The organism is Paenibacillus planticolens, from assembly GCF_013141725.1.
GTDB classification, from domain to species: domain Bacteria; phylum Bacillota; class Bacilli; order Paenibacillales; family NBRC-103111; genus Paenibacillus_E; species Paenibacillus_E planticolens.
Genome location: NZ_WHNZ01000085.1, coordinates 83,112 through 109,305, shown reverse-complemented (window position 1 = coordinate 109,305; position 26,194 = coordinate 83,112). Strand labels below are relative to the sequence as shown.

The window sequence follows — 26,194 nt, the reverse complement described above, 5'->3', positions numbered from 1 at the left end:
ATTTACAATTAGGAAGAGGAGTTGATACCAAATGGGTTCAAAAAACGTGCAGCTTGTCTTGGACGCCAAAGCCATTTTGGGAGAAGGTCCATGCTGGAACGAGGATCAGAAAGCGCTGTATTGGGTTGATATTTTAGGTGAAAAGTTTTGCAGGTTTTACCCGGAGACAGGTCAAAATGAATCCTTCCTTATTGGGGAATACGTAGGAGCAGTTGTTTGTGCCGGGAATGATGAAGTTGTGCTCGCGACACAATCCGGTTTTCAATCTTATCACATGGGGCAGCGAACGCTGACGCCTCTCGTTGATCCTGAAGCACATTTGCCGGCAAACCGATTTAACGATGGAAAATGTGATGGACAAGGCCGATTTTGGGCGGGAACGATGGAAATTATCGAAAAAGAGGCTGCGGGCTCCCTCTATGTGCTTGAAACAGACTATAGCTATCGCAAAGTTTACGAAGGTGTCGGAGTATCCAATGGGATTGCCTGGAGCCTTGACGAGAAAGAGATGTACTATATTGATTCAATGAAAAAGCTGGTGCTGGCCTTCGATTTTGATGCTGAAAAAGGAGAAATCAGCCGTTCCAGGACGTTGATCGATTTTGCCGGCGAACAAGGGTTTCCAGACGGCATGACGATCGACGAGGAAGGCATGCTGTGGATCGCCCACTGGGATGGTTGGCAGGTGTCGCGCTGGGACCCCCGGAGTGGCATCAAGCTGGAAAGCATTGAGGTCCCTGCAGCGAAAGCGACTTCTTGCATTTTTGGCGGGGAGGGGTTAGACACCCTGTATATAACGACGGCCCGAAAAGGGCTGGAGACGGATCAAGCGGGGAATCAACCGCATGCCGGGGGCATTTTTGCCGTAAAGCCCGGTGTTAAAGGAACGAAGACGCATGCATTCGGTGCGTCATATACGACTAAGAAGAAGGAGTAATTTTATGTTATTTGAGCCTAATCAACTAACGATTCAGTATATCGGACAAGTTGGCGTTATTTTGCGCAAAAACGACGTGGCCATCGCGATCGATCCGTATTTGACAAATTCTGTCGACCAGCTTTCCGGATTCCCGGAAGGGTTCTGGGCGAGACGGTACGCACCGCCGATGCAGCCTGAGACATTGACGGATTTGGACCTTGTTCTATGTACGCACGATCATATGGATCATATGGATCCGGGCACGCTGCGCACCATCGCGGATGCATCTCCCGGCTGCCGGTTCGGTGCTCCTAAAGTTTGTTTGCCAGCGCTGGAGGCTCTGGGCATTGCTCCTGACCGGCTGCAGGCGCTTGGCGTTCATGAAGCATGGCAGTTTGCTGACCAGCTGCGTATTCATCCGATTCCGGCATGGCATGAAGCGCGTGTTCAGGATGAAGAGGGCTGGGATCATTATTTAGGCTACGTGTTACAATGGGACGGCCTATGCCTTTATCATGCGGGCGATACGCTTTTGACGGAGGGACTGGTTGAAGCGCTGTCGGGCTTCTCCATCGATGTTGGTTTTCTGCCGATTAACGGCCGGGATATGTTCCGCAACAGACTTGGCGTCGTTGGCAATATGAACGCGATGGAAGCAGCGGATCTGGCGGCTTATCTCAGGTTTGATACCGTGGTGCCCGTTCACTTTGATCTGTATCCCAATAACAGCGAAGGCATTTCGCCGTTTGTGGACAGGCTGTATCAGAAGCATCCGGGGCAGAAGTTTCATATTTTTCAGCCTGGAGAGACATTGTTGTACGGGAAAGCCAAATAGGGGAGTTGCAAGACCATTCGACACGTACGCCCTATGAAAATAAGCTATTAGGACCATTGTAATTAAGCACATCTTCATCTAACGAATTCAAATGTGATGTGATATGCTGGTGAGGCTGGTACTTACACAAACAGCTGCTAACATGACCATTATGAATGGAGTGTTGTTCAGATGAAAATGTACCAATCCGTTGACTTTATCCAGCAGGCTGAGAAGATTGCGCTTTACAAGCTTCATCAACAGGTGAATGAACCGGAGCACACGCACAATTTTATCGAATTGGTCTATATTTGGCAGGGAGCCGGCTATCAGCAAGTGAATGGGAAGTCGTTTGCCGTACAGCGCGGGGATTTTTTGTTTATGAATGTCGGGGATCGGCACGCTTTCGAAATTCAGAAGGATATGCAGTATATGAATATTTTGTTCGATACAGAGTTTCTGAACAATCATCTGCAATCTACTGAAACCGCTTCCGAGTTTCTCCCGCTCAAGTTGTTTCAGGAATTTAAGGACTCGCTTGCCAACCCTTCGCCGCATATCACCTTCAGAGGAAAAAGCATGATTGAGGTCGAGCAGCTGCTCGAAACGATGTATGCGGAGTACAGCGCGAAAAAGAGCGGCTACCTGGCCATGCTTCATGGCTACGCGACGCTTTTACTGACGCGGATGTTCAGATCGATGCAAGAAAACTTGCATAACTCGGAATTGCGTACGGCCTATCACATGCTGCCTCAGTTGTTGTCCTATATCGAGGAGCATTATGCGGGCCATATTACGCTGAATGACTTAGCGCGAGAAAGTTTTTATTCCCCGTACTATTTGAGCAAAATGTTCAAAGAGTGCCTGGGGTTCACCTTCACGGAATACGTTCACGATGTCAGGCTGCGGGAAGCGAAGCGAATGCTGCTGGAAACGAAGGATTCTGTCGAATCCATCGGACGCAGTGTCGGTTATGAGGACAAGACGCAGTTTTTCCGGCTGTTTAAGCAATCCTTGGGCATGACGCCTCAGCAGCTTAGAAAGCAGATGTGAAGATGAGCTTGGGGAATAGATGTGAATAGGATGAATAGGCACCGTGGAGGCACGGTTCTTTGGTGGATAGCCTGCTCCGTTTCTGGAGCGGGCTTTTTGAGTTAGCTGCGATGGGGCGGGATTCAGGAAATCCCGTGAAGGATAAGCTAGTTTTCAGTGCTAAGCGATCGGTTGGGAGCTAGAAGCACACATTTGCGTAGAAAGATCAGTTGGGGAGAGCACTTTATGAGAGATTATTGACTAGTGGGAGACCCAGTGCCGAGCCCTCGTTGGATGAAATCCAATATAAAGCCCGATTTACAGCTAAAATTGTTCGTTTCATTGGACGAAATCCAGTGAGACCTAAATATTCAGCTTAATTTCGGCCATTTTCAACTATCTCATTGGAAATCATCCAATGAAATGGTAAATCACTCCCTCAAATCGGTTGTTTCATTGGAATTCATCCAATGAACCCGCCCCAAGCATCACTTCACACTTGCTCGAACCCTCGCTCCCAGCACCAATTCGCACTAGACTAAACAGTCCGCCCCCAACATCACATCGCACTAGTCCGCCCCCCGCACAAGCCCTCAAAACCTTGCCCAAAACCAAAAATCACCCCACCTGCGGTTTGTGACTTTGTGGGACTTTCTTTACGTTTGTTTGACGCATCCTGTGAGTCAGGCATTCCGCTGCAAATTGTCTGCACTTCGAGACAGCAGATATCATATTTTCATGGCCGCAAACGATGTCGAGTGCCTCTTGGTAGCGATTACATTTTATGCATGAACAGCCGATTCGGTCTTATCTTGTCGGATCTTAACGATGAGTAGTGAGTTTAGTGAACATATCGAATTTTCAGATAATTAAGTTGATAAATTGGTACATTCCCCATAAGAATGAGGATGAGTCCACAAACTCAAAAACATTTTAGGAAATCGGAGGGTTGCAAATGAAGTCAAGGAGGAAGTCGATTATTTTACTCCTGGTTTCAGCACTCATGTTGACGCTTGTTCTTGGGGGGTGTCAAGATAGTCCGGCATCGACAACACCAGCGCCAACGGCTGCTGCCGTACAAGCAACGAAAGCGCCGGAAGCAACAAAAGCACCTGACGGTGGCGGCGGACAGCCTGCGCAATTGACAGACTTTAAGGATTCTCCGTTTTTAGCATCAAAGGGGCTGCCGCCTGTGAAAGATCGCTTGCCAAGCGATTATAAATTCACGAATGAAATACCGGAGAGTCAAATGAAGTATGAAATCGGTACGTACGGCGGTGTTTTGAGAACGGTTACATCCGCGCCGAACTGGGATGCTGACGTTTTCGTTATGAGCAATGAACCGCTGTTGAACACGCCTGGTATTTTAGGTGACACGATCACTGGCAACGTGCTGAAAGACTACAAAGTCAGCGATGATCAAAAAACGTTCACATTCTCGATGCGCAAAGGTTTGAAATGGTCCGACGGCCAGCCGGTTACAACGGAAGACGTCCGGTTTACGGTTGAGGATATTTTAAATGATCCTGAGCTGACGCCGATCTTCCCGGTTTGGCTGCGTGGCGGCGGGGAGGCCGATGCGGCTCCAATGAAGCTGGAAGTTATCGACGATCTGAACTTCAAGCTGGTGTTTGACCGTCCGTACGGAGGCATCTTGATCCGCTTCGCGATTCAAGGCTGGCGCGGTTATACAGAGCTTATTCGTCCGGCGCACTTCCTCAAACAGTTCCACAAAAAATACACGCCGAAGGAAAAACTCGAGCCTCTGATTAAGGAAGCCGGCTTCCAGCCTGGCGAATGGTTCAATCTTTTCAACGATAAAGATATCACGAACTGGGAACTTGCGAATAAGAAGGCAGTCGGTTTCCCTGTGCTTTATCCATGGATGATGACCAAATCGACGGAAACGCTAACTACGTATGAACGCAACCCTTATTACTTCAAGGTAGATACTGCCGGCAATCAATTGCCTTATATCGACACCATTCAAAGTACGCTCGTACAGGATATTGAGATGGTTGGTTTGAAAACAATTTCGGGTGAAGTCGACTTCTCCAGGGAGTCAGCAGCTCTGATCAAAATGCCGCTTTACCGTGAAAACGAGAAAAACGGCTACAAAGCATTGCTGGCCAACATGCACGTAACGCCAACCGATATTTTCTTAAATCAAACGTTCAACGATCCGAACTGGCAAAAAGTCGTTCAGGATGCACGCTTCCGCAAGGCGCTTAATCTGGCGCTGAACCGCAAAGAGATCATCGACACGATCTACTATGGCTTCGCGAAGCCGGGCAGCATTGAAGATCCGACATTCGATGTCGCACAGGCGAACAAACTGCTGGATGAGATGGGCCTCGCCAAAGGGGCTGACGGCAAGCGCCTCGGACCGGATGGCAAAGTGTTTACAATTCCGTTCGAAGTCGGAGCGCAAGCGCCGGATATCGTACCGTTAACGCAATTGATCGTAGAGATGTGGAAGCAGCTCGGTTTGAACGTGACGATGAAAACGATCGATCAGACGCTTTGGACGACGCGGAATACGAACAATGAGATTCAAGCTACGATGATTTGGACGCATACACCGCTCTGGTATATGGGCGATTGGGGCACACAATACTGGGGAGCTCAATGGGATCTCTGGCGTACTTCAGGCGGTAAGAACGGCCAAGAGCCGCCAGCGGACGTGAAGAATCTGTACAAAATGATCAACGATGCCGCAGCTGCCAATCCGGAAGATGCGAAGAAGAAAGTGGCTGAAATTAAACAAGTGATGAAGGACCAAGTGTACTACTTCATTCCGATTTCGGAAGTGAAGCAGCCTCTGATCGTCAATGCGAAGCTGCATAACATCCCGAATGACACGAGCTTCGCGATCGGCGCGAACTTCAGCGGTGAGCAGTTCTTCTTTGGAAAATAAGCGAACAGGAGCCAATGCGAGCCCGGACGGCGGCAGGTCGTTTGATCCGGGCTCATGGTTCGTTCTGAGACAGGGCACATTTTTGGAAGGAGGAATCACATGCTGAATTATATCTCTTACCGGCTTTTGCAGCTTATTCCGCTGCTTATCGCTATCAGTATTATCGTGTTTGTGATTATTCAGCTTCCACCCGGTGACTTTCTGACACAGTATGTTGCGACATTAAAGCAGTCGGGAACAGCGGTTTCGGAAAGTACGATCATCAACCTTCAGCAGCTTTATGGGTTAGATAAGTCGTTGATTGTTCAGTACATCATTTGGATCAAAAATATTATACTTCACGGTGACTTGGGTCGTTCTTTTCAATGGAATCAGCCTGTGACAGAAGTCATTGGTCCAAGACTGGCGCTGACAGTTATCATATCGCTCATTTGCCTGATCTTTGTGTGGTTGATTGCGATTCCGATCGGGATTTACTCAGCTACCCATCAATATTCGGCACTTGACTATGTGTTTACGTTTATAGGCTTTATCGGTCTGGCAATGCCGGGATTTCTTATTGCTTTGATTATTGTGTATGTCATTTTCGCGCAGACAGGCGTTTCGATTACAGGGTTATTCTCAGCTCAATATGTAGACGCCCCTTGGAGTATGGACAAAATTATGAATATGCTGCCAAGGCTTATCATTCCTGTCGTGGTCATCGGGATGTCCGGAACGGCATCGCTCATTCGTATTACACGGGGGATGCTGCTGGATGAGTTGTCGAAGCAGTATGTGATCACCGCAAGAGCCAAGGGCGTACCGGAAGGCAAGCTGCTGTTCAAATACCCTGTGCGCTTGGCGATCAACCCGCTGATTTCGACGATCGGCTGGACGCTGCCGGCACTGATTTCCGGTGAAGCGATCGTCTCGATCGTACTTAACTTGCAAACCACAGGTCCGATGCTTCTCAAAGCTTTGATGTTTCAGGACGTTTACTTAACGGGAAGCTTCTTGTTGATTCTTAGCGTCATGACGGTCATCGGGACGTTGCTATCGGATATTTTGCTTGCATTCGTTGACCCGAGAATACGCTTCGGGGGTGTTGCAGAATGAGTGCCATGACGACGATTGCGAATCGGTTGCGAAGGACCAAAGTGAAGAACCGGAACCGAATCGGAGCCGACAATCAATACGAGGTCGCTTCCCAGTGGCAGCTGATGTGGTGGAAATTCATCAAGCACAAAATGGCGGTTTTCTCTGCGGCCGTGCTGATCTTGTTTTATCTGGTCGCTGTTTTCTGTGAGTTTCTGGCGCCTACGCTGCAGGATGCAAGGTATTCCGACTATAAGAATGCCGCTCCGCAGAAAATTCATTTTGTCGATCCGAACAAAGGCTTTCAACTCAGGCCGTTCGTCTACGGAATGAGCGAGAAAGTCGATCCGAATACGTTTAAACGCACATTCTCCGAGGACCCGGCTAAAAAGTTTGAGATTTATTTCTTCACCAAAGGCGAGCCGTATAAACTGTGGGGATTAATTCCGATGGAACGTCACTTGTTCGGACTGAAAAATCCGAAAGATGCGCTCATCCTGATGGGGACGGATAAGCTGGGGCACGATCTGCTGTCCAGAATCATTTACGGCGCCCGAATCTCGCTATCGTTCGGACTTCTGGGCATTATCGTGACGCTCATTTTGGGATTAGTGCTGGGTGGGATATCCGGCTACTTGGGCGGTGTGACAGACACCATCATTCAGCGAACGATAGATTTGCTCATTTGCATTCCGACCATTCCGCTTTGGATGGCGCTAACAGCGGCATTACCGAGGGATTGGTCAGCGCTGCAAACTTATTTTGGATTGATTCTGATCTTCTCCATCATCGGCTGGACAGGACTTGCCCGTGTCGTACGCGGGAAAATTTTGTCCCTCCGCGAGGAGGATTTCACCATGGCGGCCAGACTTGCCGGAGCGAGCGATTTCCGCATCATTCGCAAGCATCTGCTGCCATCTTTCGCCAGTTACATTATCGTGAATGTAACTCTTTCGATTCCCGGTACGATTCTCGGCGAAACGGCATTAAGCTTTCTCGGGATCGGACTCCAAGCGCCTGTTGTAAGCTGGGGCGTGCTGCTGCAGGATGCGCAAAACCTGGAAACGCTAGCCCATCATCCCTGGCTGCTGTGGCCGGCGGCATTCATTATTGTGACGGTTTTAATGTTTAATTTCCTTGGAGACGGACTTCGCGATGCGGCAGATCCTTACAAATAGGAGGTGGAGTGAATGGCAAACAGGGATAACGTTATTTTGGAAATGAAGGACGTCAAAGTTCACTTCCATTTGGACGAAGGCGTGTTGAAGGCCGTAGACGGCGTCGATCTGCAAATCAAACGCGGCATGACGCTCGGCATTGTCGGCGAAAGCGGCTGCGGCAAAAGCGTCACCTCGCAAGCGCTGCTGCGCATCGTGCCCAAACCGGGCGAAGTGGAGGGCGAAATTAGACTGCAACGAAGCGGGGCAGGGCGTAATGAATCAGTGGATCTGGTGAAGCTGGACCCGCGAGGGAAGGAAATTCGGGATATCCGGGGCGACGAGATTGCGATGATTTTTCAGGAGCCAATGAAGGCGTTTTCCCCTATTCATACCGTTGGCAATCAAATTATGGAAGCGATATTGCTGCATGTGACAGAAGATAAAAAGGAAGCTTACCGGCTGGCGGTGGATATTTTGCGCAAGGTAGGCATGTCAAATCCCGAGCAGCGGCTTAGCGAATATCCGCACCAGCTTTCGGGCGGGATGCGGCAGCGGGCCATGATCGCAATGGCGCTGTCCTGCAATCCCTCGATTCTTATTGCGGATGAGCCGACGACCGCCTTGGATGTTACGGTCCAAGCGCAAGTGCTGCAGCTGATTAACGATCTAAAAGCGAATCATGATACGTCCGTTATTTTTATTACGCATGATCTTGGCGTCATTGCCGAAATGTCGGATGAAGTAGCGGTTATGTATCTTGGGAAGGTAGTCGAGTATACGGATGTCGACTCCTTATTTCATAATCCGAAGCATCCGTACACAAAGGCGCTGCTGAATTCGATTCCGGCTATAGGAAGAGAGAACAAAAGGTTGGAGTCGATCGAAGGGACCGTTCCTTTCCCGATGAATTTACCGAAGGGCTGCGGCTTCTATTCCCGCTGCAAACTGGCGATCGATGGCGTTTGCAACATAGCGGACGTTCCGCTCGTCGAGGTCAGCAAAGATCATAAAGTTCGCTGCTTGCTGGTAGAAACGGAGCTTAAAGAAGCCGAGGTGATCTCATGAGCGTACAAACGGACGAACTCATTCTGGATGTCCGCTATATGCGGAAATATTTCCCGATCAAAAAAGGGTTCTTGCAAAAAAACGTCGGTTATGTCAAAGCGGTTGACGATGTCCGGTTTCATATCCGCCCCGGCGAAACGTTCGGTCTAGTCGGCGAATCCGGCTGCGGCAAAACGACACTCGGACGCTGCATTCTTCGCGCGATCGAACCGACGGCAGGATCGGTGCTTTTCCGGGACCGTCAAGGTCACATGCAAGAAGTGCTGCAGCTTGATCCTAAGGGATTGCGAGCCATACGGCGCGATATGCAGCTGATCTTCCAAGATCCGTACTCCTCTCTCAATCCCCGGATGACTGTGCTCAACATCATTGCCGAGCCGCTCGTCTGCAACGGCATGGCGCACGGCGCAGAGCTGAAAGAGCGCGTGGCCGAGCTCATGGAGATGGTCGGCCTGAACAGCCGCCATCTGGAGCGTTATCCGCATGCTTTCAGCGGAGGGCAGCGGCAACGGATTGGCATTGCCCGAGCTTTGGCGACGAACCCGAAGTTCATCGTTTGCGATGAAGCCGTATCGGCTTTGGACGTGTCCGTGCAGGCGCAAATTATTAACCTGCTGCAGGATCTGCAGGAGAAATTGAACTTGTCCTACCTGTTTATTTCTCATGATCTTGGTGTGATCCAGCATATATCTAACCGAGTCGGCGTTATGTATGTCGGCAAAATGGTGGAGACTGCGGCAACGAAGGATGTATTCGCTTCGCCTAAGCATCCATACACGGAGGCGCTGCTCTCTGCGAAGCCTGTGCCCGATCCGCGCAAGAAGTCGAACCGCATTATTTTGCAAGGCGAAGTCGCGAATCCGGCGAATCCGCCATCCGGCTGCTATTTTCATCCGAGATGCGCATACGCCAAAGATATTTGCAAAAAGCAGGCTCCTGAATTGAAGCAGGTAGGGGACGGACATTTCGCAGCATGCCATTTTGCAGGGGAGCTTGACCTGAGGGGGGCGACGTTGGTATGACGTATATTTTACTTACTCTTCTTGCGTTCTTCGTCGGTCTTAGCCTTATTATGCTCGGTTCGTTATGGTATATGAGAGTGCTGCTCGAGAAAATGGTCGGAGGCAAGCTGCGCGACTTAGAGACCGTTACAGCGACAGGCTCGATCCCCGAAACATGGTCGGCCAAGTACAACCTCCGCATGATTCAACATCAAAAGCTGGGCAATAGTAAGCAAGTGAACCGAATTGAAAGAAGGGCGCGAAAGTCATATTTGAACAAAATCGGTAAGCTTACAGCCTTTGTCAAGAGATCAACCCTGGTGGAAAACGAAGAAGCGCGAAAAGCCACGCTGCGCATCCTGCATAGAGTAGAAAGGGAATGGAGGGACGCTGGCACGTATGGATCCTTTTCTTGAGATGAAACAGCGAGATCCGTCGGCAGGGTATAAATCCGTGGGAATAACGGTGATCACCTCGGCGCTGGGCATTATCAATTGGTTCGAGCTGCGGGGTCTGCTGCTGGTTTTGCTAACCTTTTTTGGCGTCAAACGTGATTCCTGGCAAGGGATTGATAATTTTTCGTTTCTGCTCATGGGCGTGGCATGGCTCGCTTACGTCTTTTACTGCCAATATGATTTAAAAAAGAAGGCGGAGGCGGGGCAGGTGCTGCAAGCTTCGGCCATGCTGCTGGCGATACAACTGGGGCTATTATTTGTATGTAATTTCCTTTCGCATGTTTTGCTCGGCGTGCCTTTTGAAGCGCATATGATGCTTTTTTTAATCGTTGAAGGCGCTTTAACTCTCTTGCTAGGCTGGTTTGCTATAAGTGCGGCTCGCAGGCGGGCCTTGCGATAATTTTCAAGTAAAGGTGGGTTAGTCCGTATGGATATGGGTGTCGTTTCACGCAGCTTTCCTCAGTTATCGAACGAAGAGGTGGCAGCGCTGCTGGCTGAGCGCGGATTCAGGTGGACAGAGCTGTGCTTCTCGCAAACGGATTCCAACTATTGGCGCTACAACGGACGGAGTGATCTCAGCGATTTAACGGATAAAAGAAGCCAAGAAATCGTAGACACCTACCGCAAGCATGGCGTTGAAGTCGCCTCGATTGGCGTGTTTACGAATTTATTGGAAACAGATGAAAGGGAAATGGAGGAAAATTTGCGTTATTTTGAACGGCATATGCAGATTGCTGCGGGCACCGGTGTGCCGGTCGTTGCGACAGAGTGCGGATTCATCCCGGGAAAACGGGGAATTCAGGCCGATTCGTACGAGCAGGATTTCGACCGGCTGAAACAGCAGATTAGCTGGCTTGGAGAGCGTGCGGGACATTACGGCATTAAGCTGGCGCTTGAGCCATGTGTGCTGGATGTTGTGCCGAGTGCCAAACGAACGGCTGATTTGTTGGCGCAGGTGGGGTCGCCGCACGTCCAAGTGCTGCTGGATCCGGCGAATTTAATTGCGAATAATTCGGAAGAGGAGATGTTCCGGTATTTAGCGCCGCATCTGGCTTACTTTCACGGGAAAGACCGCAAAGTTAATGACACCTACGGCCGCTGCGTCGGGGACGGGGGTATCGACTGGGTGAAGCTGCTGAATTTGTATCATGAGCAAGCCGAGGGTGTTCCTTTTATTTTGGAATATGTCAATATCCACAATTTCTGCGAAATTCGCGACCGGGTGATCGCGTTTGACCAAGCCCGCTAATTGTAGCTATCACTCGAAACGGAAATCTGAGGCTCAGGGAGGTGTTTGATGATGCTGGTCGCGGAAAGGGTTCAGCACATTCTACGGCTGGTTAACGAGCGGGGAAGCATGCGCGTCACCGAACTCAGCCAAATATGCCGGGTTACCGAAGAAACGATCCGCCGGGACTTGGACCGCCTAGAAAGCGAAGGACGATTGCTGCGCAGCTATGGCGGAGCGATCCGCCTGCAGCCGCAAACGTCCGAAACGTCATACGAGCTTCGAGAAACGGTGCATGTGACGGAAAAGCAGCGTATTTCGGCCCAAGCTGTTAACTACGTGGAGCCGCACGATCGCATCGTCCTCGATGCGAGCTCCACGACATGGCATTTGGCGGCTCAGCTGCCCGATATTCCTCTCACCGTCATCACCAACTCCTTGAAGGTCGCTTTGGTTCTAAGCGATAAAAAGAATGTCAGCGTCATCAGCACAGGAGGCATCCTTGTGCCCAATTCACTTTCCTTCGTAGGGCCGCTGACGGAGCAGGCTTTGGAGGAGTATCATGTAAATAAAGCGTTCGTTTCCTGCAAAGGCGTACATATGGAACGGGGCATCAGCGAGTCGAATGAAATGCAAGCACGGGTGAAACGGAAAATGATCGGCATGGCGGAGCAAGTATTTGTCCTTGCGGATTACAGTAAATTCGATATGCAGGCCTTTACGATGATCGGCGCTTGGAACCAGATTCATTATTTGATTACCGATGAACAAACGCCTGTTGATCATGTTCAGCTGCTGCAGCGCAAATTTATTCATGTCATTCAAGTATAGAACGGATTGAAATGGCGCAATCCCCTTGTAAGATGGCTGAAACCGCAATGAAAACATGAGCTGCAAGCCTTATGATGAAGACAGAAGCAGAGGAAGGATTTGTACATATGGTATATCTACTGAGACAGAGTCAATTTATGAAAGACAAGCAAATTCCGTTTTGGATTAACCGCTGCATTCATAATCAGCACAATATCCCGACGGCGCATGCGCACGATTTTATCGAGCTGGTTTATGTTGTCAGCGGCCAAGCGGAGCATGTGTTTGAAGGCGAATCTTACCGGATTCAAGCGGGCGATGTCTTTATTATCAATCCCGGGGAAGTTCATACGTATCGTACGAAACCGGGGGAAGGTATCGAAATTATTAACTGCCTGTTTACGCCGGAGCTGATTCATGAATCTCTGCTGAAGGAATTGGGCGTGTCACAGTCCATGGATTACTACTATGTGCATCCTTTTTTAAATCCTAGAGAGCGCTTCCACCATAGATTGAATCTGATGGGGCAGGCAGCAAATACGGTGCTTACTTTGTTTGAAACGATGATGACAGAATGGGAGCATCACCGGCCGGGCTATTTAACGATCATTAAGCTGCAACTGCTGCAACTGCTTATTTTGTTGTCTCGCTGCTACGCGGATTCCGAAACCAAGGAAAAGAAGAGCTCACGCTCTGCGAATCACTCGATACTCGTTCGCCGGATCACTGGATTTCTGGAGCGCCATTTTGATAAAAAAATGACCATCCCCGACTTGTGCGAGCTGTTTAATTTGAGCAGCAGGCAGCTAAACCGGGTGTTTAAGCAGGAAACCAATCAGACCGTTACGGAGCGGATTCATGAGATCCGGATTGACCGGGCGAAGCAGTATTTGGCGGAAAGCGATGAGAAAGTGATTCATGTTGCACAGCGTGTAGGCTATGAGGACCCGGCCTTTTTCACGCAATTGTTTCGGCGCAAGGTTGGCTGCTCGCCTGGGCAGTACCGTGATTTGCACGGGGAGGTTCTTGGTGGCGCGCAAGAAGTTCATTAGAAACGGGAGGAATGGCGATGACATTAAAGGTTGGAGTTGTCGGGGTAGGCAATATCGGTTCGATCCATGCCAATGTGTATCATGAACATGCGAAAACAGAGCTTGTTGCTGTGTGTGACATTATTCAAGAGAAAGCGGATGCGGCAGCGGCCAAATTCGGCTGCAGAGCTTTTTATAGCGTACAGGATATGCTGGCTAGCGGCATTCATTTGGATGCTTGCTCGATGGCGACCAAAGGCGAAGAGAACGGCGGAGAGCATTATCTGCCAACGATGGAGCTTCTGGCGGCAGGCATTCCTGTTCTGGGGGAAAAGCCGATTTCCAATCGGATTGACGAAGGGGAGCGGATGGTGGCGCTGGCCAAAGAGAAACGACTGCCATTTGCCGTTAACCTGAATCATCGGTTTACACCGGCGGCGGTTCGCGCGAAAGAATGGGTGGAGGAAGGCCGCCTCGGTCAATTGCACATGATTAATATGAAAATGTGGATCAACAATCCGGTAGAAACGTCGCCTTGGTTCCATCTGCGTGCGCTTCATCCGCACTCCTTCGATGTGATTCGCTATTTCTGCGGGGATGTGAAGCGGGTAGCCGCCTTCATGATGAAAGGCGAAAACCGCAAAATTTGGTCCAATGCGCAGATTATGCTGGAATTTGAAAACGGGGCGATCGGGAATCTGGTCGGCAGCTACGATGCAGGAGCCAGCTACGGCTTGGAGCGCTGTGAAGTTGTCGGCTCCAAAGGACGTTTCGTGCTGGACGATGCTTGCGAGCATTTAACCTTCTATCCACGCCATGGCATTGCTACGGAAAGCTATAGCTATCTGGGCGGTATGCGCCATTTCAACGAAACGTTTAAAAGCCGCATCAGCGATTGGATTGAACAGTTGGACGCTAAGGTGCCTTACGATCAAATCAATGGCTCGGGAGAAGAAGCGCTGAAGGCGCAGACGATTATTGAAGCGGCTATTCGTTCATTTGAAACTTCAAGCATTATTGAACTTTAACTGGGGGGGCTGTAAGCTATGATGCAATTAGGGATAAATTCCGTACTCTTTAAAGATTTCGATTTCAAAACGGCAGCGCAGCATATCAAGCTTTGCGGCTATGACGGCGTGGAGCTGTCAGCGATCAAAGGGATGTGCGAACACATCGAGCTTGACCGGTGGCGGGAGCAGGCTTCCGAGATTAGGAGCATTGCAGAGGAGCTTGGCTTAAAGCTCTTGTCGATGGAGGTGGCGGAGCTAAGCGAGACCCGGCTTCCGCTTGCTTTTGAAGCTGCGGCTGAACTCGGCATCCCGGTTGTCAATGTGGGTCCGGGCGGAAAGTCGGACGTGAAAGAAGATTTGCAATTCACGATTGAGAAGCTGACCCGAATGTCAAAGCTTGCGAGTGAGTACGGGGTGACGCTTTGCGTGAAAGCGCATGTGGGCGGCTCCATCTACAACACGCCAACTTCGTTAAGAGCGATTGAGGCTATCGCTGATCCGGCTTTCGGCATCGATATGGATCCGAGCCATATTTATCGCGCCGGCGAGAACCCGGAAGCTGCGCTGCCGGCAGTGATTTCGCGCGTGAAGCATATTCATATCCGGGACTGCAGCGGCAGGCAGGCAGGTCCGGGATCGATCGATAAGCAAGTTTGCGGGCGCGGCGACATTGATCTGATCGGCTACTGCAAAGTGCTTGCGGATAACGGTTATGAGGGTCCTGTCTGCCTCGAAGTCATCGGCGCGAGTGGACACTCTCTCGCGCAGGTATCCATTGTAGCTGCTGAAAGCTATGGCTATTTGAATGCTGTGCTGCGTTCTTTTGGAGCGAGATAAGCCTATTATAAACGGAGAAGGAGTAGTTCCCATGACAACGAAACTGCCGAATTTACTGCTGCTTGGTATAGATAGCTTGCGTAGGGACCATATGAGCGGATATGGGTATCATCGTCTAACGACGCCGCATATTGATCGGTACAGCGAGGGAGGCGTGCTGTTTGAGCAGCATTTTTCGCCCAGCATTCCGACGACCCCGGGTTATGCCTCCATGCTTACGGGGATGGACTGCTTCGGAACGGACGTTGTCGCGCTGCGGCACGATGGACCTGTAGGCGAGCACGTCAAGATCCTTTCCGAGCTGCTGGAGGAGAACGGCTACAATACGACTTGTATCGGATTCACAGGCAACCCATCGGCACGCGGCTTTCAGAAGTATATAGACTTCGAGGGCTGGGGAGCCGACGAGACCGGCCGAAGTCCGAAGGCAGATAACTTGAACCGTGTTGCGATCCCTGAGATGAAGCGCCTGAAAGAGGAAGGCAAACCATTTTTCCTCTTTTTGCGCCACATGGATCCGCATTCGCCTTATTTGCCGCCAAAACCGTTTGAACGGATGTTTTACGAAGGCGATGAGTGCGATCCGGGTAATCAATCCTTGGATGAGCTTTATGCGTTTAAACCGTTTGCCGATTACTTCAGCTCCTGGTTCCCGGAAGGCTGTACGGACAGCAAGTATATCGATGCGCAGTATGATGGCGCAATTGCCTATATGGATGCGGGCATTCAGTCGATTTTTACGGCGCTTGAAGCGCTGGGCATCGAAGATGAAACGCTCGTAGTCATCACCTCCGATCATGGCGAGACATTGAATGAACATGACTGCTATTATGACCATCATGGCCTTTATGAAACAAATTTGCGAATTCCATTGATCCTGCGCTATCCGAGCAAACTGCCGGCAGGGAAGCGCGTAGCCGGTTCCTCGCAAATTAAAGATGTGATGCCGACCATTGTCGAGCTTCTGGGCATTCCGTGCGACATCGCTTTCGACGGCCGCAGCTTGATTCCGCTCGTCAATGGCGGGGAGCGGGTGCCGGAAAGCGAAATGTACATTACGGAATGCACATGGATGCGCAAACATGGATGGCGGACGCCGGAATGGAAGCTGATCGTAGCGCTCGAGCCGGATTTGCATTTCAAACCTCCGGTGGAGCTGTATAATTTGGTCCGCGATCCAGAGGAGTTGCATAACTTTATTGACGAGGAGCCGGAAGTAGCGTCATTGCTCATGAATCGGTTACATGCGCATATCGCGAAGCGGGAACAAGAGACAGGGCGCGAGAATCCGATCTATACGAACCTGAATTGGCATGGCTTGGGCTGCGGCCCGTTCAAAACTTCGCAGCAGGCGTTTGATTCCATGCACATCGGTTCGCCGAGAACGGCACGATCGCTGCAGACGAAAGAGGCAGAGACCGCAGCTGAGGGAGAAGCCGAAGAAGTGGAAGCCGATTCGACATGCTGAAGGTAGCGGTTGTCGGGGTCAATCACATCGGACGTATACATTGCCGCTGCTATAAGGAGCATCCGGACAGCGAGCTTGTCGCGATTTGCGATTTGAACCAAGTCCTGGCAGATTCGGTTGCTGCGCAGTTTGGCGTGAAAGCTTATTATGACTTGGATACAATGCTAGAAACCGAAAAGCTCGATATCGTAAGCGTAGCTACCGGCGGATTCGAGAATGGCTCTCATCATCGAGAGCCTGTTATGAAATCCATTGCGGCTGGGAAAGACGTTCTCGTGGAGAAGCCGATTTCGAATTCGTTGGAAGAAGCCAGACAAATGGTGCGGTTTGCCAAGGAGAAAGGCATTCGTCTCGCCTGCAATCTCAATCACCGTTTTACGCCTGCTGCGAAGAAGGCGAAGCAATGGATGGCGAACGGAGATATCGGCCAGCCGCTTTTTGTAAACATGAAGCTGACTATCGGCAATCCGAACGAAACCAGTCCTTGGATACATCTGCGCGCGCTGCACCCGCATTCGCTCGATGTGATGCGCTATTTTGCAGGTGAAGTACGCCGTGTTCAAGCTTTTCTGACGAAGGCTCCTGGCCGCACTGTCTGGTCAACGGCTTCTATTAACTTAGAATTTGCCTCCGGCGCGGTAGGGCATTTGCTCGGAAGCTACGATATGTTCGGCATTCACCCGATTGAAGCTTGCGAGGTGGCAGGCGATCAGGGCAGATTTGTGCTGGATAATGTGTACGAATCGCTTACGTATTATCCTCACCGTCAGGAAGACTTGCGGGTGTACCGAAATTCAATCATGGGCGGCATGCGGGGGTTCGATGATACGTTTCGTCTGCGTCTCGATGCTTTTATCCAGGAAGTGAAGGAGGGAGTCCCTCCGGACCGGATTGCAGCCTCCGGCGAGGACGCCCTTGCTGTCCAAGAAATTATTGAAGCGGCTATCCGCTCCCATCTGGCGAATGGCGCTGTTGTTCCTATTTCCTAAAGACCGATCCGAAGGAGGAAGGTAATGAGTAAACATGGAGAGGTGCTGTGGTTCACCGGTCTCTCAGGCTCAGGCAAATCAACGACGGCTCGTGCCTTGGTTGAGCCACTTCGCGAAAGCGGCAGGAAAGTAGAACTGCTCGATGGAGATGAGCTTAGGCAAACCATTTCCCATGGATTGGGGTTTAGCCGGGAGGACCGGCTCACGAATATTAAGCGGATCGTCTTTCTTTGCAAGCTACTGTCACGCAACGGTGTTACGGTCATCGTATCTGCGATCACGCCATATGAAGAGATGAGAGAGCATGCCCGAGCCGAGCTGCTGGGTTATGTCGAGATTTTCGTGGACTGCCCGCTTGAAGAGTGTGAACGCCGCGATGTGAAAGGATTGTATGCTAAGGCCAGAAACGCCGAAATCAAGCAGTTTACAGGAATTGGAGACCCGTATGAGATACCGGAAACGCCCGACATCGTCATTCGCACGCAAATGGACGAAGTGGAGAACAATGTCGCTTTAATCATGGATTACATGACGACCAAAACGGGACGGAGTGAAGCCGTATGAACATCGTTTTTATCTCGCTGGACACCATGCGCGCCTCTCGTCTCGGCTGTTATGGCTATGAGAAGCCGACTTCGCCCTATATGGATCGAATCGCGAGCCAAGGCGTCCTATTCGAACGGGCTTATGCGGCGGACATACCGACGGAAGTGGCTCATACGGGCATTTTTACAGGTAAAGTGGGCCTGCGAACAGGCGTTGTTTCCCACGGTTCACCGCTCACACAGCTGCCGAAAAAAGAGTCATGGCTGCCGTCGCTTCTGCAAAACCACGGGTTCACGACGGCAGCCGTCGATAATTTATATCAATTAAAGGAATGGTTCGCCAGAGGCTACCGGTATTACATCAATTCGGTTCAAAAGTCGCGGAGCATCGATGGAAAGTCCGTCAATGAGCTGGCTTTCAAGTGGATTCGCGAGCATAAAGAGGATGATTTCTTTCTGTTCCTGCATTACTGGGACCCGCATACGCCTTATCAGCCGCCGGCCAGCTATGTGCCCGCTTTCTACGATCAGAGTCGCGATCCTTACGATCCCGCGAATCGCAGCATGCAAGCCGCATATAATCATGCGGCTTATCCGTTTTTTAAACACCATCATTATGACCTGCTGGGCCCTGTTACGGATGCTGCTTACGTCAATGCCCTCTATGATGCAGAGGTCCGTTATCTCGATGATCGCCTTCGCGAGCTCGATGAGCTTCTTATTGCGGAGGGGCTTTACGAGGACACCCTGCTGATTTTGTTCGGCGATCATGGGGAAAGCTTGACGGAGCATGAGATCTATTGGGATCATTGCGGTTTATACGAAGCCTCGGTTCAAGTCCCGATGATCATGAGGTGGCCGGGAAGAATTCCCGAAGGACGAAGAGTCCAAGGCTTAGTTCAGCAGGTTGACATGCTGCCGACGATTTTGGAAGCAGCCGACATTTTGACCCCGGCTAACATCGACGGCCGCAGCTTGTGGTCGAGTATTCGGGGGGAGGCGGATGGGACGCATGACGCGGTTTATTTAAGCGAGTGCGCTTGGCAGGCCAGCAGAGGGATCGTGACGAAGGATTATAAATTTATTCGTACGCTTGATGCGGGGCCGTTTGTCCGTCCGCCGAGAGAATTATACGATTTGCGTGTTGATCCGGACGAAACGGTTAATCTCGCAGAAAGCCATCCGGCTATTGCCGATGAGCTTGAATATCAGTTGGATGCGTGGATAGAGAAGATGCTGGGTGGGCGGGGAGATCCGATGCAGACACAGATCGAAGCGGGACTTCCGTTTCGCAATCGGATTCATGAGATCTTGCTGCAATACGGCTTAACTTGGGACGAGTGGATGAAAGATCCTAGGAGGGACCGATTCGATGAAGCCTCCGCAGCCAGGCATGCAGGGAGGTAAACAGGGTGACTGAGATGGCTTCCAAGCCTAATATGCTTATCATCATGGTCGATCAGCTGCGGTATGACTGTCTCGGCTATAGCAGGCAGGCGCCTGTACTTACGCCTCATCTCGATAAGCTTGCTTCCGAAGGCATGTGGTTCGAGCGTGCATACAATCATATCCCCGTGTGCGGTCCGGCGAGGCAATCTTTCGTTTGCGGCAGGCGGGCTGAATCTTTCGGGGGATTGTGGAACTTTTCGTTGGGGATGCAGGTTGGTGCGCTAGAGCCTGCGAGCTACTCGTGGGCTCGTACTTTGCAAGAGGCGGGATACGTGAACGGCTATATCGGAAAATGGGATGTGCATCCGACCTATGATCCGACGCACTATGGATACGATGTATTTGTGTCCAGCGACGAGAAATATCGGGAGTGGCTGAAGGAGCGTCATCCGGACCTTGCCTATGCGAATGGTTACTTTGGCGAAACGGACCCGTTGCCGCTCGCGGATACCCGCACTCATCAGACGGCAGACATGGCGGGGAGACTGATGAGGCGGCTGTGTGAGGAAAGCGCGGGATCCCCTTGGCAGCTTCGGGTCAATTTCCAAGAGCCGCATCTGCCGTGCCGACCGGCTGCCGAATTTGCCGGGATGTATGCTCCTGCGTGCATTCCCGAATGGGGAAGCTTTCGTGAAACGTTCGCGAATAAGCCTTATATCCAGGAGCAGCAGCTCCGAAATTGGCATATCGAGAATTATGACTGGACGGAGTGGGCGCCTATTGTCGCTCGTTATTATGAGATCGTCTCGCAGTTGGATGATGCGATCGGCAAGCTGCTGGCGGAGTTGGACGCTTTGGGGAGAAGTGAGGATACGGTTGTCATTTTTACAACCGATCACGGCGACATGTGCGGCGGGCACCGGATGCTGGATAAACATTATGTCCTCTACGAGGATGTCGTGAAGGTCCCGCTGATCATTCGGTGGCCCGGTGTTATAGCCGCCGGCAGCCGCTGCGACCAGTTCGTGCAGTCCTTGCTGGATCTGCCTCCGACCCTGCTGGCGATCGGCGGTTCGGCTCCTTCCGCAGATGCTCGGCTGCACGGGGAATCGCTGCTGCCGCTGCTTCGCGGCACGGAGCCTGCCAAGTGGCGGGATGAAGTTGTCGCCTCCTACAACGGCGGGCAGTTCGGCCTTTACACGCAGCGGATGATTCGCACCCGGGAGTGGAAATACGTCTGGAATTGTACGGACGTTGATGAGCTATACGATATGCGTGATGATCCCCATGAGCTTCATAACGCGATTCATCATCCGGCCAACAAGCGGATTGTCGCCGAGCTGCGCAAGCGCTTGTATGATATTTTGCATGAGGCGGGCGATGGCATCGTGCAAAATACGTGGATGCGCGAGCAACTGCTGGCGGGGCGGAAGGGGTAGCTGGTGGGTATGGACTTTTGATTTGCTTTGTTTGATTTGACTTGACTTGATGTAAAAAGTGCAGCAAATTCTGTTTTTTCGATTTATGGAGATAATCATGTATTTAGTACAGTAAATTCAAGGAAAATAGCTCTAAACGAGACTTCCACGCTGAATTTGATGTACTTTTTGCATGATCAGCCGGAAATGATGCACTTCTACTCGAAGCACAGAGATAAATAGTAAATGACGCACATCCTACTTTCAAGCATAGAAGGAAATGGCAGGAGTGTGCGCCAAGCCAAAAAAACAGGAGCCAACAGGCTCCTGTTTTTTACCGCTGCCTCACCAGCTTCGTCACCCGGCCGTCGGAAATCCATTCGGCCAAATAAACGTTGCCTTGGGAATCGACACATACCCCGTGCGGAGAGCTGAATCGGTCCGGGCGGTAATAGCTTTTGGGAAGATTAGGCCAGCCCATCTGTTTATAAGCTTGTTGATCCTCGCCTAAGTGTGTGATCAGACGGTCATTTTTGTCCAAAATCGTCACCCGGCTGTGGAGATCAGGGAGATAGACTTCATCGCCGAAGAAGTAAAAGGAACAAGGTAGATCCAGATTATGCTCAACGAAACGAAGGTGCTCGCCCTCCAAAGTAAAGACTTGAATCCGGTTATTATTGCGGTCAGCTATGTATAATTCCGGCACTTCTCCGCGAAGGTTGACGGATATGCCATGGGGCTGGGATAGTTTTCCCGGCTCTGAGCCCGGTCCGCCCCAGGAACGGATATAAGTTCCTTCTGCATCGTAATGATGCACATAAGATTGACCATAGCCATCTGCCACGTAAATGTCCCCGTTAGGTGCTACACAAACATCAGTCGGCACATATTTGCGCTCAGCATTGTACAGATCAGGCCGGTCCGGCGGTGTAATCCGCAGCAGCACCTCTCCCGATAATGTCGTCTTAACGATCATTGCGCGATTGGTATCTGCAAAATAAAGATACTGTTGTCCATCCGGATCGCGATGTAAATAAAAACCGTGCGCTCCGCCTTCAAACTCGCTTCCCCACGATGTCAGGAAATTGCCGTCTTTGTCAAATACAATGACAGAATCTTTGCCGGTGTGATGGACATAAACACGATCTTCATCGTCTACACATATCCCATGTGTGTAACCGTATTGGATGCCTTCCGGCAGTGGGCCCCAACCTTCTTGCACGGCATAAAGATGTGACGCATTTCCAATGATAAGCTGCTCAGACATATGAAACCTCCTTAGTGTGTGACAAGCTTCCTTAACATCATACACCATGCTTCCGCAAAATAGGCCGGATAATTTCCAGAGCTCTATTTTTCTGTGAAAAGTGCAAGATTAGATTGGAAATATCTAACGACGGCATAGCGCGCCGACCGTACAATAAGGATATACCAAGCGAGGAGGAATCAACCATGCTGTCACAAGAGAGTATCAAACAATTCGATGAATTGGGATTTCTAAAAGGCGACGTTGTTTTATCCGATGAAGAAGTGGAATCACTCCGTGAGGAACTGGAAAACGTGATGGAAGGAAAATCTGTCAAAAAGCCAATTCTTAACCGGAATATGCTTGATAATTCCCATTACGGGATGACGATAACGAAGAAGGAAACGGTCGTTCAGATCGTAAATATTTGGATGGCAAGCGACGTCTATTTACAGCATGCGGCCAACAGGAGAATATGCGAAGAAGTTGCGCAGCTGTGCCGGACAGATACGCTTCGGATCTGGCACGATCAGATTCAATACAAACCGCCTGTCATGGGAGGGCCGACGCATTGGCATCAGGACCACCCGCTATGGCCCGTTATTCAGCCGGCAGATTTGGTCAGTGCGTGGGTTGCGTTGGATGATGCGGTAATCGAAAACGGCTGCATGTGGATGGTGCCCGGCAGTCATAAATGGGGCAATCATCAAAAATATTTAAGCTCCAACGACGAATTCATGCCGGTTCACAAACAGCCGGATTTGCTGCCTGACGGGGCGAGAGTGGAAGCGGTTCCTTTTGAAATCAAAAAAGGCCAGGTCGGCTACCACCACAGTTTGACATGGCATGGCAGTCCGAACAACCGTTCAGAATTAAAACGCAGGGCGATTGCGGTTCACTATATGCCGGGCCATACGTACTATGCTCCGACTGGCGGTCACCCGATGGAGCCCCATATTCATGTAGCCGCAGGTGAATTGATGTCCGGGGAGAGCTTCCCGGTTGTTTACCAGATATAGCCCTTCGTTAAGAAAGGGGATATCCCGATACAGAACCCAAGTCCTACTCCTTTTCCAGATATAAATGAGATGTTAGATCAACTGTTGATTGGGGTCAAAGATGTTCTTGCGCGGGACGTTGTCGGCGTGTATGTCCACGGTTCTTTGGCACTGGGAGACTTCAATCCCGAAACGAGCGATGTCGATTTTCTTGTCGTTACCCGGCAAGAGCTGCTTGCGGAACGGCTTCCCGCCTTAGATCGGTTGCATGCCGAGCTGCGAAATCAAGGTTTCAAATGGGCCGTCAACATGGAAGGATCTTATATTTCACGTGCTTCGCTAAGACGCTATGATCCTCATAAGTGTCGGCATCCCGCATTGCGATGTGATGGAAGCTTCGGGGTTGACGGACATGCGAGCGATTGGATCATTCAGCGCGCCATCATTCGTGAGCATGGCATCATTCTGAGCGGTCCTCCCCCGACTGGGCTGATTGATCCAGTTGAACCCGCTGGGCTCAAGAAGGCTGCTCAAGGGATTTTAAAAGAATGGTGGGCACCCTTGTTGGAAGATGCGTCACGACTTGCTACGAGTGAATATCAAGCGTATGCCGTTCTTACGATGTGCAGGTGCTTATATACGATCGAGAAGGGGCTTGTCGCTTCTAAGCCCGCTGCTGCTATGTGGATGATAAACACTCGCGGGAACGAGTGGGAGACGCTGATCCGCCAAGCCATGGCATGGCGCAGGGGAGATGAGTTGAACGCAATCGATGAAACGCTGGCCTTTGTCACTTACACCCTTGAGCACGCCGGAAAATAAGAAAAGTCCCTCTTCCATACCGATATGGAAGGGGGACTTTTGCTTTGCTTTTTCTTTTACTCCATGTGAAATTCTTTCATTTTGTTATAAAGCGTGCCGCGGGAGATGCCGAGCAGCTTTGCAGCTGCGCTTTTGTTTCCTGCTGTTTTGGCCAGCGCTTCTTCAATCAGCGTAATTTCTTCCTCGTCCGTTACTTTCGCTTTCAGCAAAATCGCGGCGGAATCCCCCTCCGTAGAGGATAGACTGAGAAGCCCCTCCTGCAGAGCGGACGGCAAGTGCTCTAGCAGGATCATGTCTTCATCGCTGAGAATGACGCAGCGCTCGATGACATTTTTTAATTCTTGTATATTTCCGGGCCATGCATAATTCGTGAGTGCCAAAATGACCTCAGGCGAAAGCGCAGGAACCGGCTTCTGATACTGCAGAGAGAACTGCTTCAGATACATTTGAACCATAGCCGGAATGTCTTCCGTTCGATCGCGCAAAGGCGGGATTCGGATGGATATGACATTGAGCGCATAGTACAGATCGGAACGGAACTCATGAGTTGCCAGCTTAGCGGCCAAATCCTGCCTAGTCGCAATAATAATCCGTGTGCGTACACGAATAGGCTGGCTTCCGCCTGAGCGGGTAATCGTTTGCTGCGTGATATAGTGGTAGAGCTTGGCTTGAACCTCTAATGGAAGCTTTTCCACTTCATTAATGAATAAAGTGCCGTCTTTCGCTTGCTCCAGCTTTCCGGCCTGCCCTGTTTCGCTACCTGTAAAAGCCCCGCCTTGATAGCCGAACAATTCAGCCTCCAGCAACCCGGAAGGAACAATACCGCAATTGACTGTCAAAAATGGATGCTCGGATCGCGAGCTTGATTGATGAATAATATGAGCCAGCTGCTCTTTTCCCACACCCGATTCTCCGATTAAGAGGACGGGTGTTTCTGTTGCTGCAACTTTTTTGGCCCATTGAATCACTTTGCCGATCGCTGGACCTTTGCCTTTGATTAAAGTAAATAAATCGTCCGTTTGCTCTTTATAAGGAAGCCCGAACGAGTCTGCGGCCGTTAATTGCTCATTTAACCGCACTAACTGGGTAATATCCTGCTCAGTCGCAATACCGCCAATGATATGCCCCTCGGCATCGCGGATCGGCGAAGCGTTAATGAGGACATGCGTGTCTGGCCGCGGGCGGTGATACGTATTCCGAATCAGACGGCCTTCGTCCAAAATTTTAAGCACCATCAGTGTCTCCACGTCAAAATGCTCACCGATCCGCTTGCCTAAAACGTCAGCGCTTGGAAGCTGATAGAGTTCTTCCGCAACTGAATTCCAGCAGATCACAGCGCCGCCGCGATCAACAACGGTAACAGCATCGGTAACGGTGTCTGCAAGAGCAGTGAAATAGGAGGACCATTTTTGCTGTTCGAACGCGGCGGCACGCAGCAGGGCTGATAAAGGGGAGTATCCCCGAATATTCCCTTCCTTATCCTTGATCAAGAGAGGCCGATTCGTCGTCACCTGCGGCAATTGCGGGAAGACATTGTTATCGTCCAATTGAACAGAAGCCGCTAGGAAGAATGAGCTCTTCTCCAGCAGGGCTTGAATCGTAACAGCTGTTAGTGCCGGCAGTATACTGGCGTCCTCAGGTGTGAACAAACAGCTTTGACCTGCCCAATGGGCAATAACTGCCGTATTTTTATTTAAATGTGAAGCTACTTCTTCAAGTGTTGTTTGTATAGAAACGGTTACGATAGCGGTGTTGAACGGAAAGTGTTCATTATTGAACATAGTCGACCTCATTTGTGTTGCATTGGTTTGCTATAAATTTACCATGAACCTCATGGTGATTCAACACGTTCGGAGAGGGCGGCGAGTATGATACTAGTATAGACAATGCAAAGTGTTCAAACTTATGAAAATTATACACAAAAACAAATAGTGTTCAAAATAGTTGATATAGTGTACAATGA

General features: G+C 50.5%; 24 protein-coding genes. 22 read left to right on the top strand and 2 right to left on the bottom strand.

All coding sequences use genetic code 11. The annotated features are described in order from the left end of the window. Nucleotides 1-31: 31 nt before the first annotated feature. The 20 genes from GC097_RS32535 to GC097_RS32440 all read left to right on the top strand — a co-directional run bounded on the left by GC097_RS32535 (nucleotide 32) and on the right by GC097_RS32440 (nucleotide 21,186). Nucleotides 32-937: an SMP-30/gluconolactonase/LRE family protein gene (locus GC097_RS32535; RefSeq protein ID WP_171687415.1), complete on the top strand. Its 906-nt coding sequence runs from the start codon at nucleotides 32-34 to the stop codon at nucleotides 935-937. 4 nt (nucleotides 938-941) lie between these two features. After that, nucleotides 942-1,754: an MBL fold metallo-hydrolase gene (locus GC097_RS32530; RefSeq protein WP_171687414.1), complete on the top strand. Its 813-nt coding sequence runs from the start codon at nucleotides 942-944 to the stop codon at nucleotides 1,752-1,754. A 171-nt stretch (nucleotides 1,755-1,925) separates the two neighbouring features. Continuing rightward, nucleotides 1,926-2,786, top strand: coding sequence for an AraC family transcriptional regulator (locus tag GC097_RS32525; protein WP_171687413.1), 861 nt, complete (start codon nucleotides 1,926-1,928; stop codon nucleotides 2,784-2,786). Between the two features lie 934 nt (nucleotides 2,787-3,720). Continuing rightward, entirely contained in the window at nucleotides 3,721-5,682 is a 1,962-nt protein-coding gene (locus GC097_RS32520; RefSeq protein WP_171687412.1) for an ABC transporter substrate-binding protein, read from the top strand. A gap of 99 nt (nucleotides 5,683-5,781) precedes the next feature. Continuing rightward, a complete protein-coding gene (locus GC097_RS32515; RefSeq protein WP_171687411.1) occupies nucleotides 5,782-6,780 on the top strand; it encodes an ABC transporter permease in 999 nt (332 codons plus the stop codon). After that, nucleotides 6,777-7,937 (top strand): ABC transporter permease, encoded by a 1,161-nt coding sequence (locus GC097_RS32510; protein WP_216625969.1) that lies wholly within the window; start codon nucleotides 6,777-6,779, stop codon nucleotides 7,935-7,937. The genes GC097_RS32515 and GC097_RS32510 overlap by 4 nt, the downstream gene beginning before the upstream one ends. A gap of 12 nt (nucleotides 7,938-7,949) precedes the next feature. Continuing rightward, nucleotides 7,950-8,984 carry an ABC transporter ATP-binding protein gene (locus GC097_RS32505; RefSeq protein ID WP_171687410.1) on the top strand — a complete coding sequence of 345 codons (1,035 nt, stop codon included), beginning with the start codon at nucleotides 7,950-7,952 and terminating at the stop codon, nucleotides 8,982-8,984. Continuing rightward, nucleotides 8,981-10,006, top strand: a complete 1,026-nt coding sequence (locus tag GC097_RS32500) for an ABC transporter ATP-binding protein (protein WP_171687409.1) — start codon at nucleotides 8,981-8,983, stop codon at nucleotides 10,004-10,006. The genes GC097_RS32505 and GC097_RS32500 overlap by 4 nt, the downstream gene beginning before the upstream one ends. Then, nucleotides 10,003-10,401, top strand: a complete 399-nt coding sequence (locus tag GC097_RS32495) for a hypothetical protein (RefSeq protein ID WP_171687408.1) — start codon at nucleotides 10,003-10,005, stop codon at nucleotides 10,399-10,401. The genes GC097_RS32500 and GC097_RS32495 overlap by 4 nt, the downstream gene beginning before the upstream one ends. Before the next feature lies 1 nt (nucleotide 10,402). Then, nucleotides 10,403-10,840, top strand: a complete 438-nt coding sequence (locus GC097_RS32490; protein WP_171687407.1) for a hypothetical protein — start codon at nucleotides 10,403-10,405, stop codon at nucleotides 10,838-10,840. Between the two features lie 27 nt (nucleotides 10,841-10,867). Next, nucleotides 10,868-11,689, top strand: a complete 822-nt coding sequence (locus GC097_RS32485) for a sugar phosphate isomerase/epimerase family protein (protein ID WP_171687406.1) — start codon at nucleotides 10,868-10,870, stop codon at nucleotides 11,687-11,689. Nucleotides 11,690-11,740: 51 nt separating this feature from the next. Continuing rightward, a complete protein-coding gene (locus GC097_RS32480; protein WP_171687443.1) occupies nucleotides 11,741-12,499 on the top strand; it encodes a DeoR/GlpR family DNA-binding transcription regulator in 759 nt (252 codons plus the stop codon). Nucleotides 12,500-12,570: 71 nt separating this feature from the next. Further along, complete coding sequence (locus GC097_RS32475) at nucleotides 12,571-13,530, top strand: AraC family transcriptional regulator (RefSeq protein ID WP_171687405.1); 960 nt, start codon at nucleotides 12,571-12,573, stop codon at nucleotides 13,528-13,530. 17 nt (nucleotides 13,531-13,547) lie between these two features. Continuing rightward, nucleotides 13,548-14,537 carry a Gfo/Idh/MocA family protein gene (locus tag GC097_RS32470; protein ID WP_171687404.1) on the top strand — a complete coding sequence of 330 codons (990 nt, stop codon included), beginning with the start codon at nucleotides 13,548-13,550 and terminating at the stop codon, nucleotides 14,535-14,537. An 18-nt stretch (nucleotides 14,538-14,555) separates the two neighbouring features. Beyond that, the gene (locus tag GC097_RS32465) at nucleotides 14,556-15,356 is read left to right on the top strand and encodes a sugar phosphate isomerase/epimerase family protein (RefSeq protein ID WP_171687403.1); all 801 of its coding nucleotides are present in this window, start codon (nucleotides 14,556-14,558) and stop codon (nucleotides 15,354-15,356) included. Nucleotides 15,357-15,387: 31 nt separating this feature from the next. After that, nucleotides 15,388-16,824, top strand: a complete 1,437-nt coding sequence (locus GC097_RS32460; RefSeq protein WP_171687402.1) for a sulfatase family protein — start codon at nucleotides 15,388-15,390, stop codon at nucleotides 16,822-16,824. After that, complete coding sequence (locus tag GC097_RS32455) at nucleotides 16,818-17,813, top strand: Gfo/Idh/MocA family protein (protein ID WP_171687401.1); 996 nt, start codon at nucleotides 16,818-16,820, stop codon at nucleotides 17,811-17,813. Before GC097_RS32460 ends, GC097_RS32455 begins: the two co-directional genes overlap by 7 nt. 24 nt (nucleotides 17,814-17,837) lie before the next feature. Then, nucleotides 17,838-18,377, top strand: coding sequence for an adenylyl-sulfate kinase (gene cysC / locus GC097_RS32450; protein WP_171687400.1), 540 nt, complete (start codon nucleotides 17,838-17,840; stop codon nucleotides 18,375-18,377). Beyond that, nucleotides 18,374-19,765, top strand: coding sequence for a sulfatase family protein (locus GC097_RS32445; RefSeq protein ID WP_171687399.1), 1,392 nt, complete (start codon nucleotides 18,374-18,376; stop codon nucleotides 19,763-19,765). The genes cysC and GC097_RS32445 overlap by 4 nt, the downstream gene beginning before the upstream one ends. Nucleotides 19,766-19,779: 14 nt before the next feature. After that, entirely contained in the window at nucleotides 19,780-21,186 is a 1,407-nt protein-coding gene (locus tag GC097_RS32440; RefSeq protein WP_246294597.1) for a sulfatase family protein, read from the top strand. Between the two features lie 313 nt (nucleotides 21,187-21,499). Here GC097_RS32440 and GC097_RS32435 read toward each other — a convergent pair whose 3' ends face one another. Continuing rightward, on the bottom strand, nucleotides 21,500-22,432 hold the full coding sequence (locus tag GC097_RS32435) for an NHL repeat-containing protein (protein WP_171687397.1): 933 nt from the start codon (nucleotides 22,430-22,432) through the stop codon (nucleotides 21,500-21,502). A 185-nt stretch (nucleotides 22,433-22,617) separates the two neighbouring features. On the opposite strand from GC097_RS32435, the gene GC097_RS32430 reads away from it, so the two are divergent. Together GC097_RS32430 and GC097_RS32425 are read left to right on the top strand one after the other, a co-directional pair. Next, nucleotides 22,618-23,430 carry a phytanoyl-CoA dioxygenase family protein gene (locus GC097_RS32430; protein WP_171687396.1) on the top strand — a complete coding sequence of 271 codons (813 nt, stop codon included), beginning with the start codon at nucleotides 22,618-22,620 and terminating at the stop codon, nucleotides 23,428-23,430. A gap of 69 nt (nucleotides 23,431-23,499) precedes the next feature. After that, the gene (locus tag GC097_RS32425; RefSeq protein WP_171687395.1) at nucleotides 23,500-24,231 is read left to right on the top strand and encodes an aminoglycoside adenylyltransferase domain-containing protein; all 732 of its coding nucleotides are present in this window, start codon (nucleotides 23,500-23,502) and stop codon (nucleotides 24,229-24,231) included. A gap of 56 nt (nucleotides 24,232-24,287) precedes the next feature. On the opposite strand, the gene GC097_RS32420 is transcribed toward GC097_RS32425, so the two are convergent. After that, on the bottom strand, nucleotides 24,288-26,012 hold the full coding sequence (locus GC097_RS32420; protein ID WP_171687394.1) for a sigma-54 interaction domain-containing protein: 1,725 nt from the start codon (nucleotides 26,010-26,012) through the stop codon (nucleotides 24,288-24,290). Nucleotides 26,013-26,194: the final 182 nt, after the last annotated feature.

Excerpts from the sequence above, each read along its gene's own strand:
- GC097_RS32535 (WP_171687415.1), top strand. The coding sequence starts at position 32 with ATGGGTTCAAAAAACGTGCAGCTTGTCTTGGACGCCAAAGCCATTTTG.
- GC097_RS32530 (WP_171687414.1), top strand. The coding sequence starts at position 942 with ATGTTATTTGAGCCTAATCAACTAACGATTCAGTATATCGGACAAGTT.
- GC097_RS32525 (WP_171687413.1), top strand. The coding sequence starts at position 1,926 with ATGAAAATGTACCAATCCGTTGACTTTATCCAGCAGGCTGAGAAGATT.
- GC097_RS32520 (WP_171687412.1), top strand. The coding sequence starts at position 3,721 with ATGAAGTCAAGGAGGAAGTCGATTATTTTACTCCTGGTTTCAGCACTC.
- GC097_RS32515 (WP_171687411.1), top strand. The coding sequence starts at position 5,782 with ATGCTGAATTATATCTCTTACCGGCTTTTGCAGCTTATTCCGCTGCTT.
- GC097_RS32510 (WP_216625969.1), top strand. The coding sequence starts at position 6,777 with ATGAGTGCCATGACGACGATTGCGAATCGGTTGCGAAGGACCAAAGTG.
- GC097_RS32505 (WP_171687410.1), top strand. The coding sequence starts at position 7,950 with ATGGCAAACAGGGATAACGTTATTTTGGAAATGAAGGACGTCAAAGTT.
- GC097_RS32500 (WP_171687409.1), top strand. The coding sequence starts at position 8,981 with ATGAGCGTACAAACGGACGAACTCATTCTGGATGTCCGCTATATGCGG.
- GC097_RS32495 (WP_171687408.1), top strand. The coding sequence starts at position 10,003 with ATGACGTATATTTTACTTACTCTTCTTGCGTTCTTCGTCGGTCTTAGC.
- GC097_RS32490 (WP_171687407.1), top strand. The coding sequence starts at position 10,403 with ATGAAACAGCGAGATCCGTCGGCAGGGTATAAATCCGTGGGAATAACG.
- GC097_RS32485 (WP_171687406.1), top strand. The coding sequence starts at position 10,868 with ATGGATATGGGTGTCGTTTCACGCAGCTTTCCTCAGTTATCGAACGAA.
- GC097_RS32480 (WP_171687443.1), top strand. The coding sequence starts at position 11,741 with ATGCTGGTCGCGGAAAGGGTTCAGCACATTCTACGGCTGGTTAACGAG.
- GC097_RS32475 (WP_171687405.1), top strand. The coding sequence starts at position 12,571 with ATGATGAAGACAGAAGCAGAGGAAGGATTTGTACATATGGTATATCTA.
- GC097_RS32470 (WP_171687404.1), top strand. The coding sequence starts at position 13,548 with ATGACATTAAAGGTTGGAGTTGTCGGGGTAGGCAATATCGGTTCGATC.
- GC097_RS32465 (WP_171687403.1), top strand. The coding sequence starts at position 14,556 with ATGATGCAATTAGGGATAAATTCCGTACTCTTTAAAGATTTCGATTTC.
- GC097_RS32460 (WP_171687402.1), top strand. The coding sequence starts at position 15,388 with ATGACAACGAAACTGCCGAATTTACTGCTGCTTGGTATAGATAGCTTG.
- GC097_RS32455 (WP_171687401.1), top strand. The coding sequence starts at position 16,818 with ATGCTGAAGGTAGCGGTTGTCGGGGTCAATCACATCGGACGTATACAT.
- cysC (WP_171687400.1), top strand. The coding sequence starts at position 17,838 with ATGAGTAAACATGGAGAGGTGCTGTGGTTCACCGGTCTCTCAGGCTCA.
- GC097_RS32445 (WP_171687399.1), top strand. The coding sequence starts at position 18,374 with ATGAACATCGTTTTTATCTCGCTGGACACCATGCGCGCCTCTCGTCTC.
- GC097_RS32440 (WP_246294597.1), top strand. The coding sequence starts at position 19,780 with ATGGCTTCCAAGCCTAATATGCTTATCATCATGGTCGATCAGCTGCGG.
- GC097_RS32435 (WP_171687397.1), bottom strand. The coding sequence starts at position 22,432 with ATGTCTGAGCAGCTTATCATTGGAAATGCGTCACATCTTTATGCCGTG.
- GC097_RS32430 (WP_171687396.1), top strand. The coding sequence starts at position 22,618 with ATGCTGTCACAAGAGAGTATCAAACAATTCGATGAATTGGGATTTCTA.
- GC097_RS32425 (WP_171687395.1), top strand. The coding sequence starts at position 23,500 with ATGTTAGATCAACTGTTGATTGGGGTCAAAGATGTTCTTGCGCGGGAC.
- GC097_RS32420 (WP_171687394.1), bottom strand. The coding sequence starts at position 26,012 with ATGTTCAATAATGAACACTTTCCGTTCAACACCGCTATCGTAACCGTT.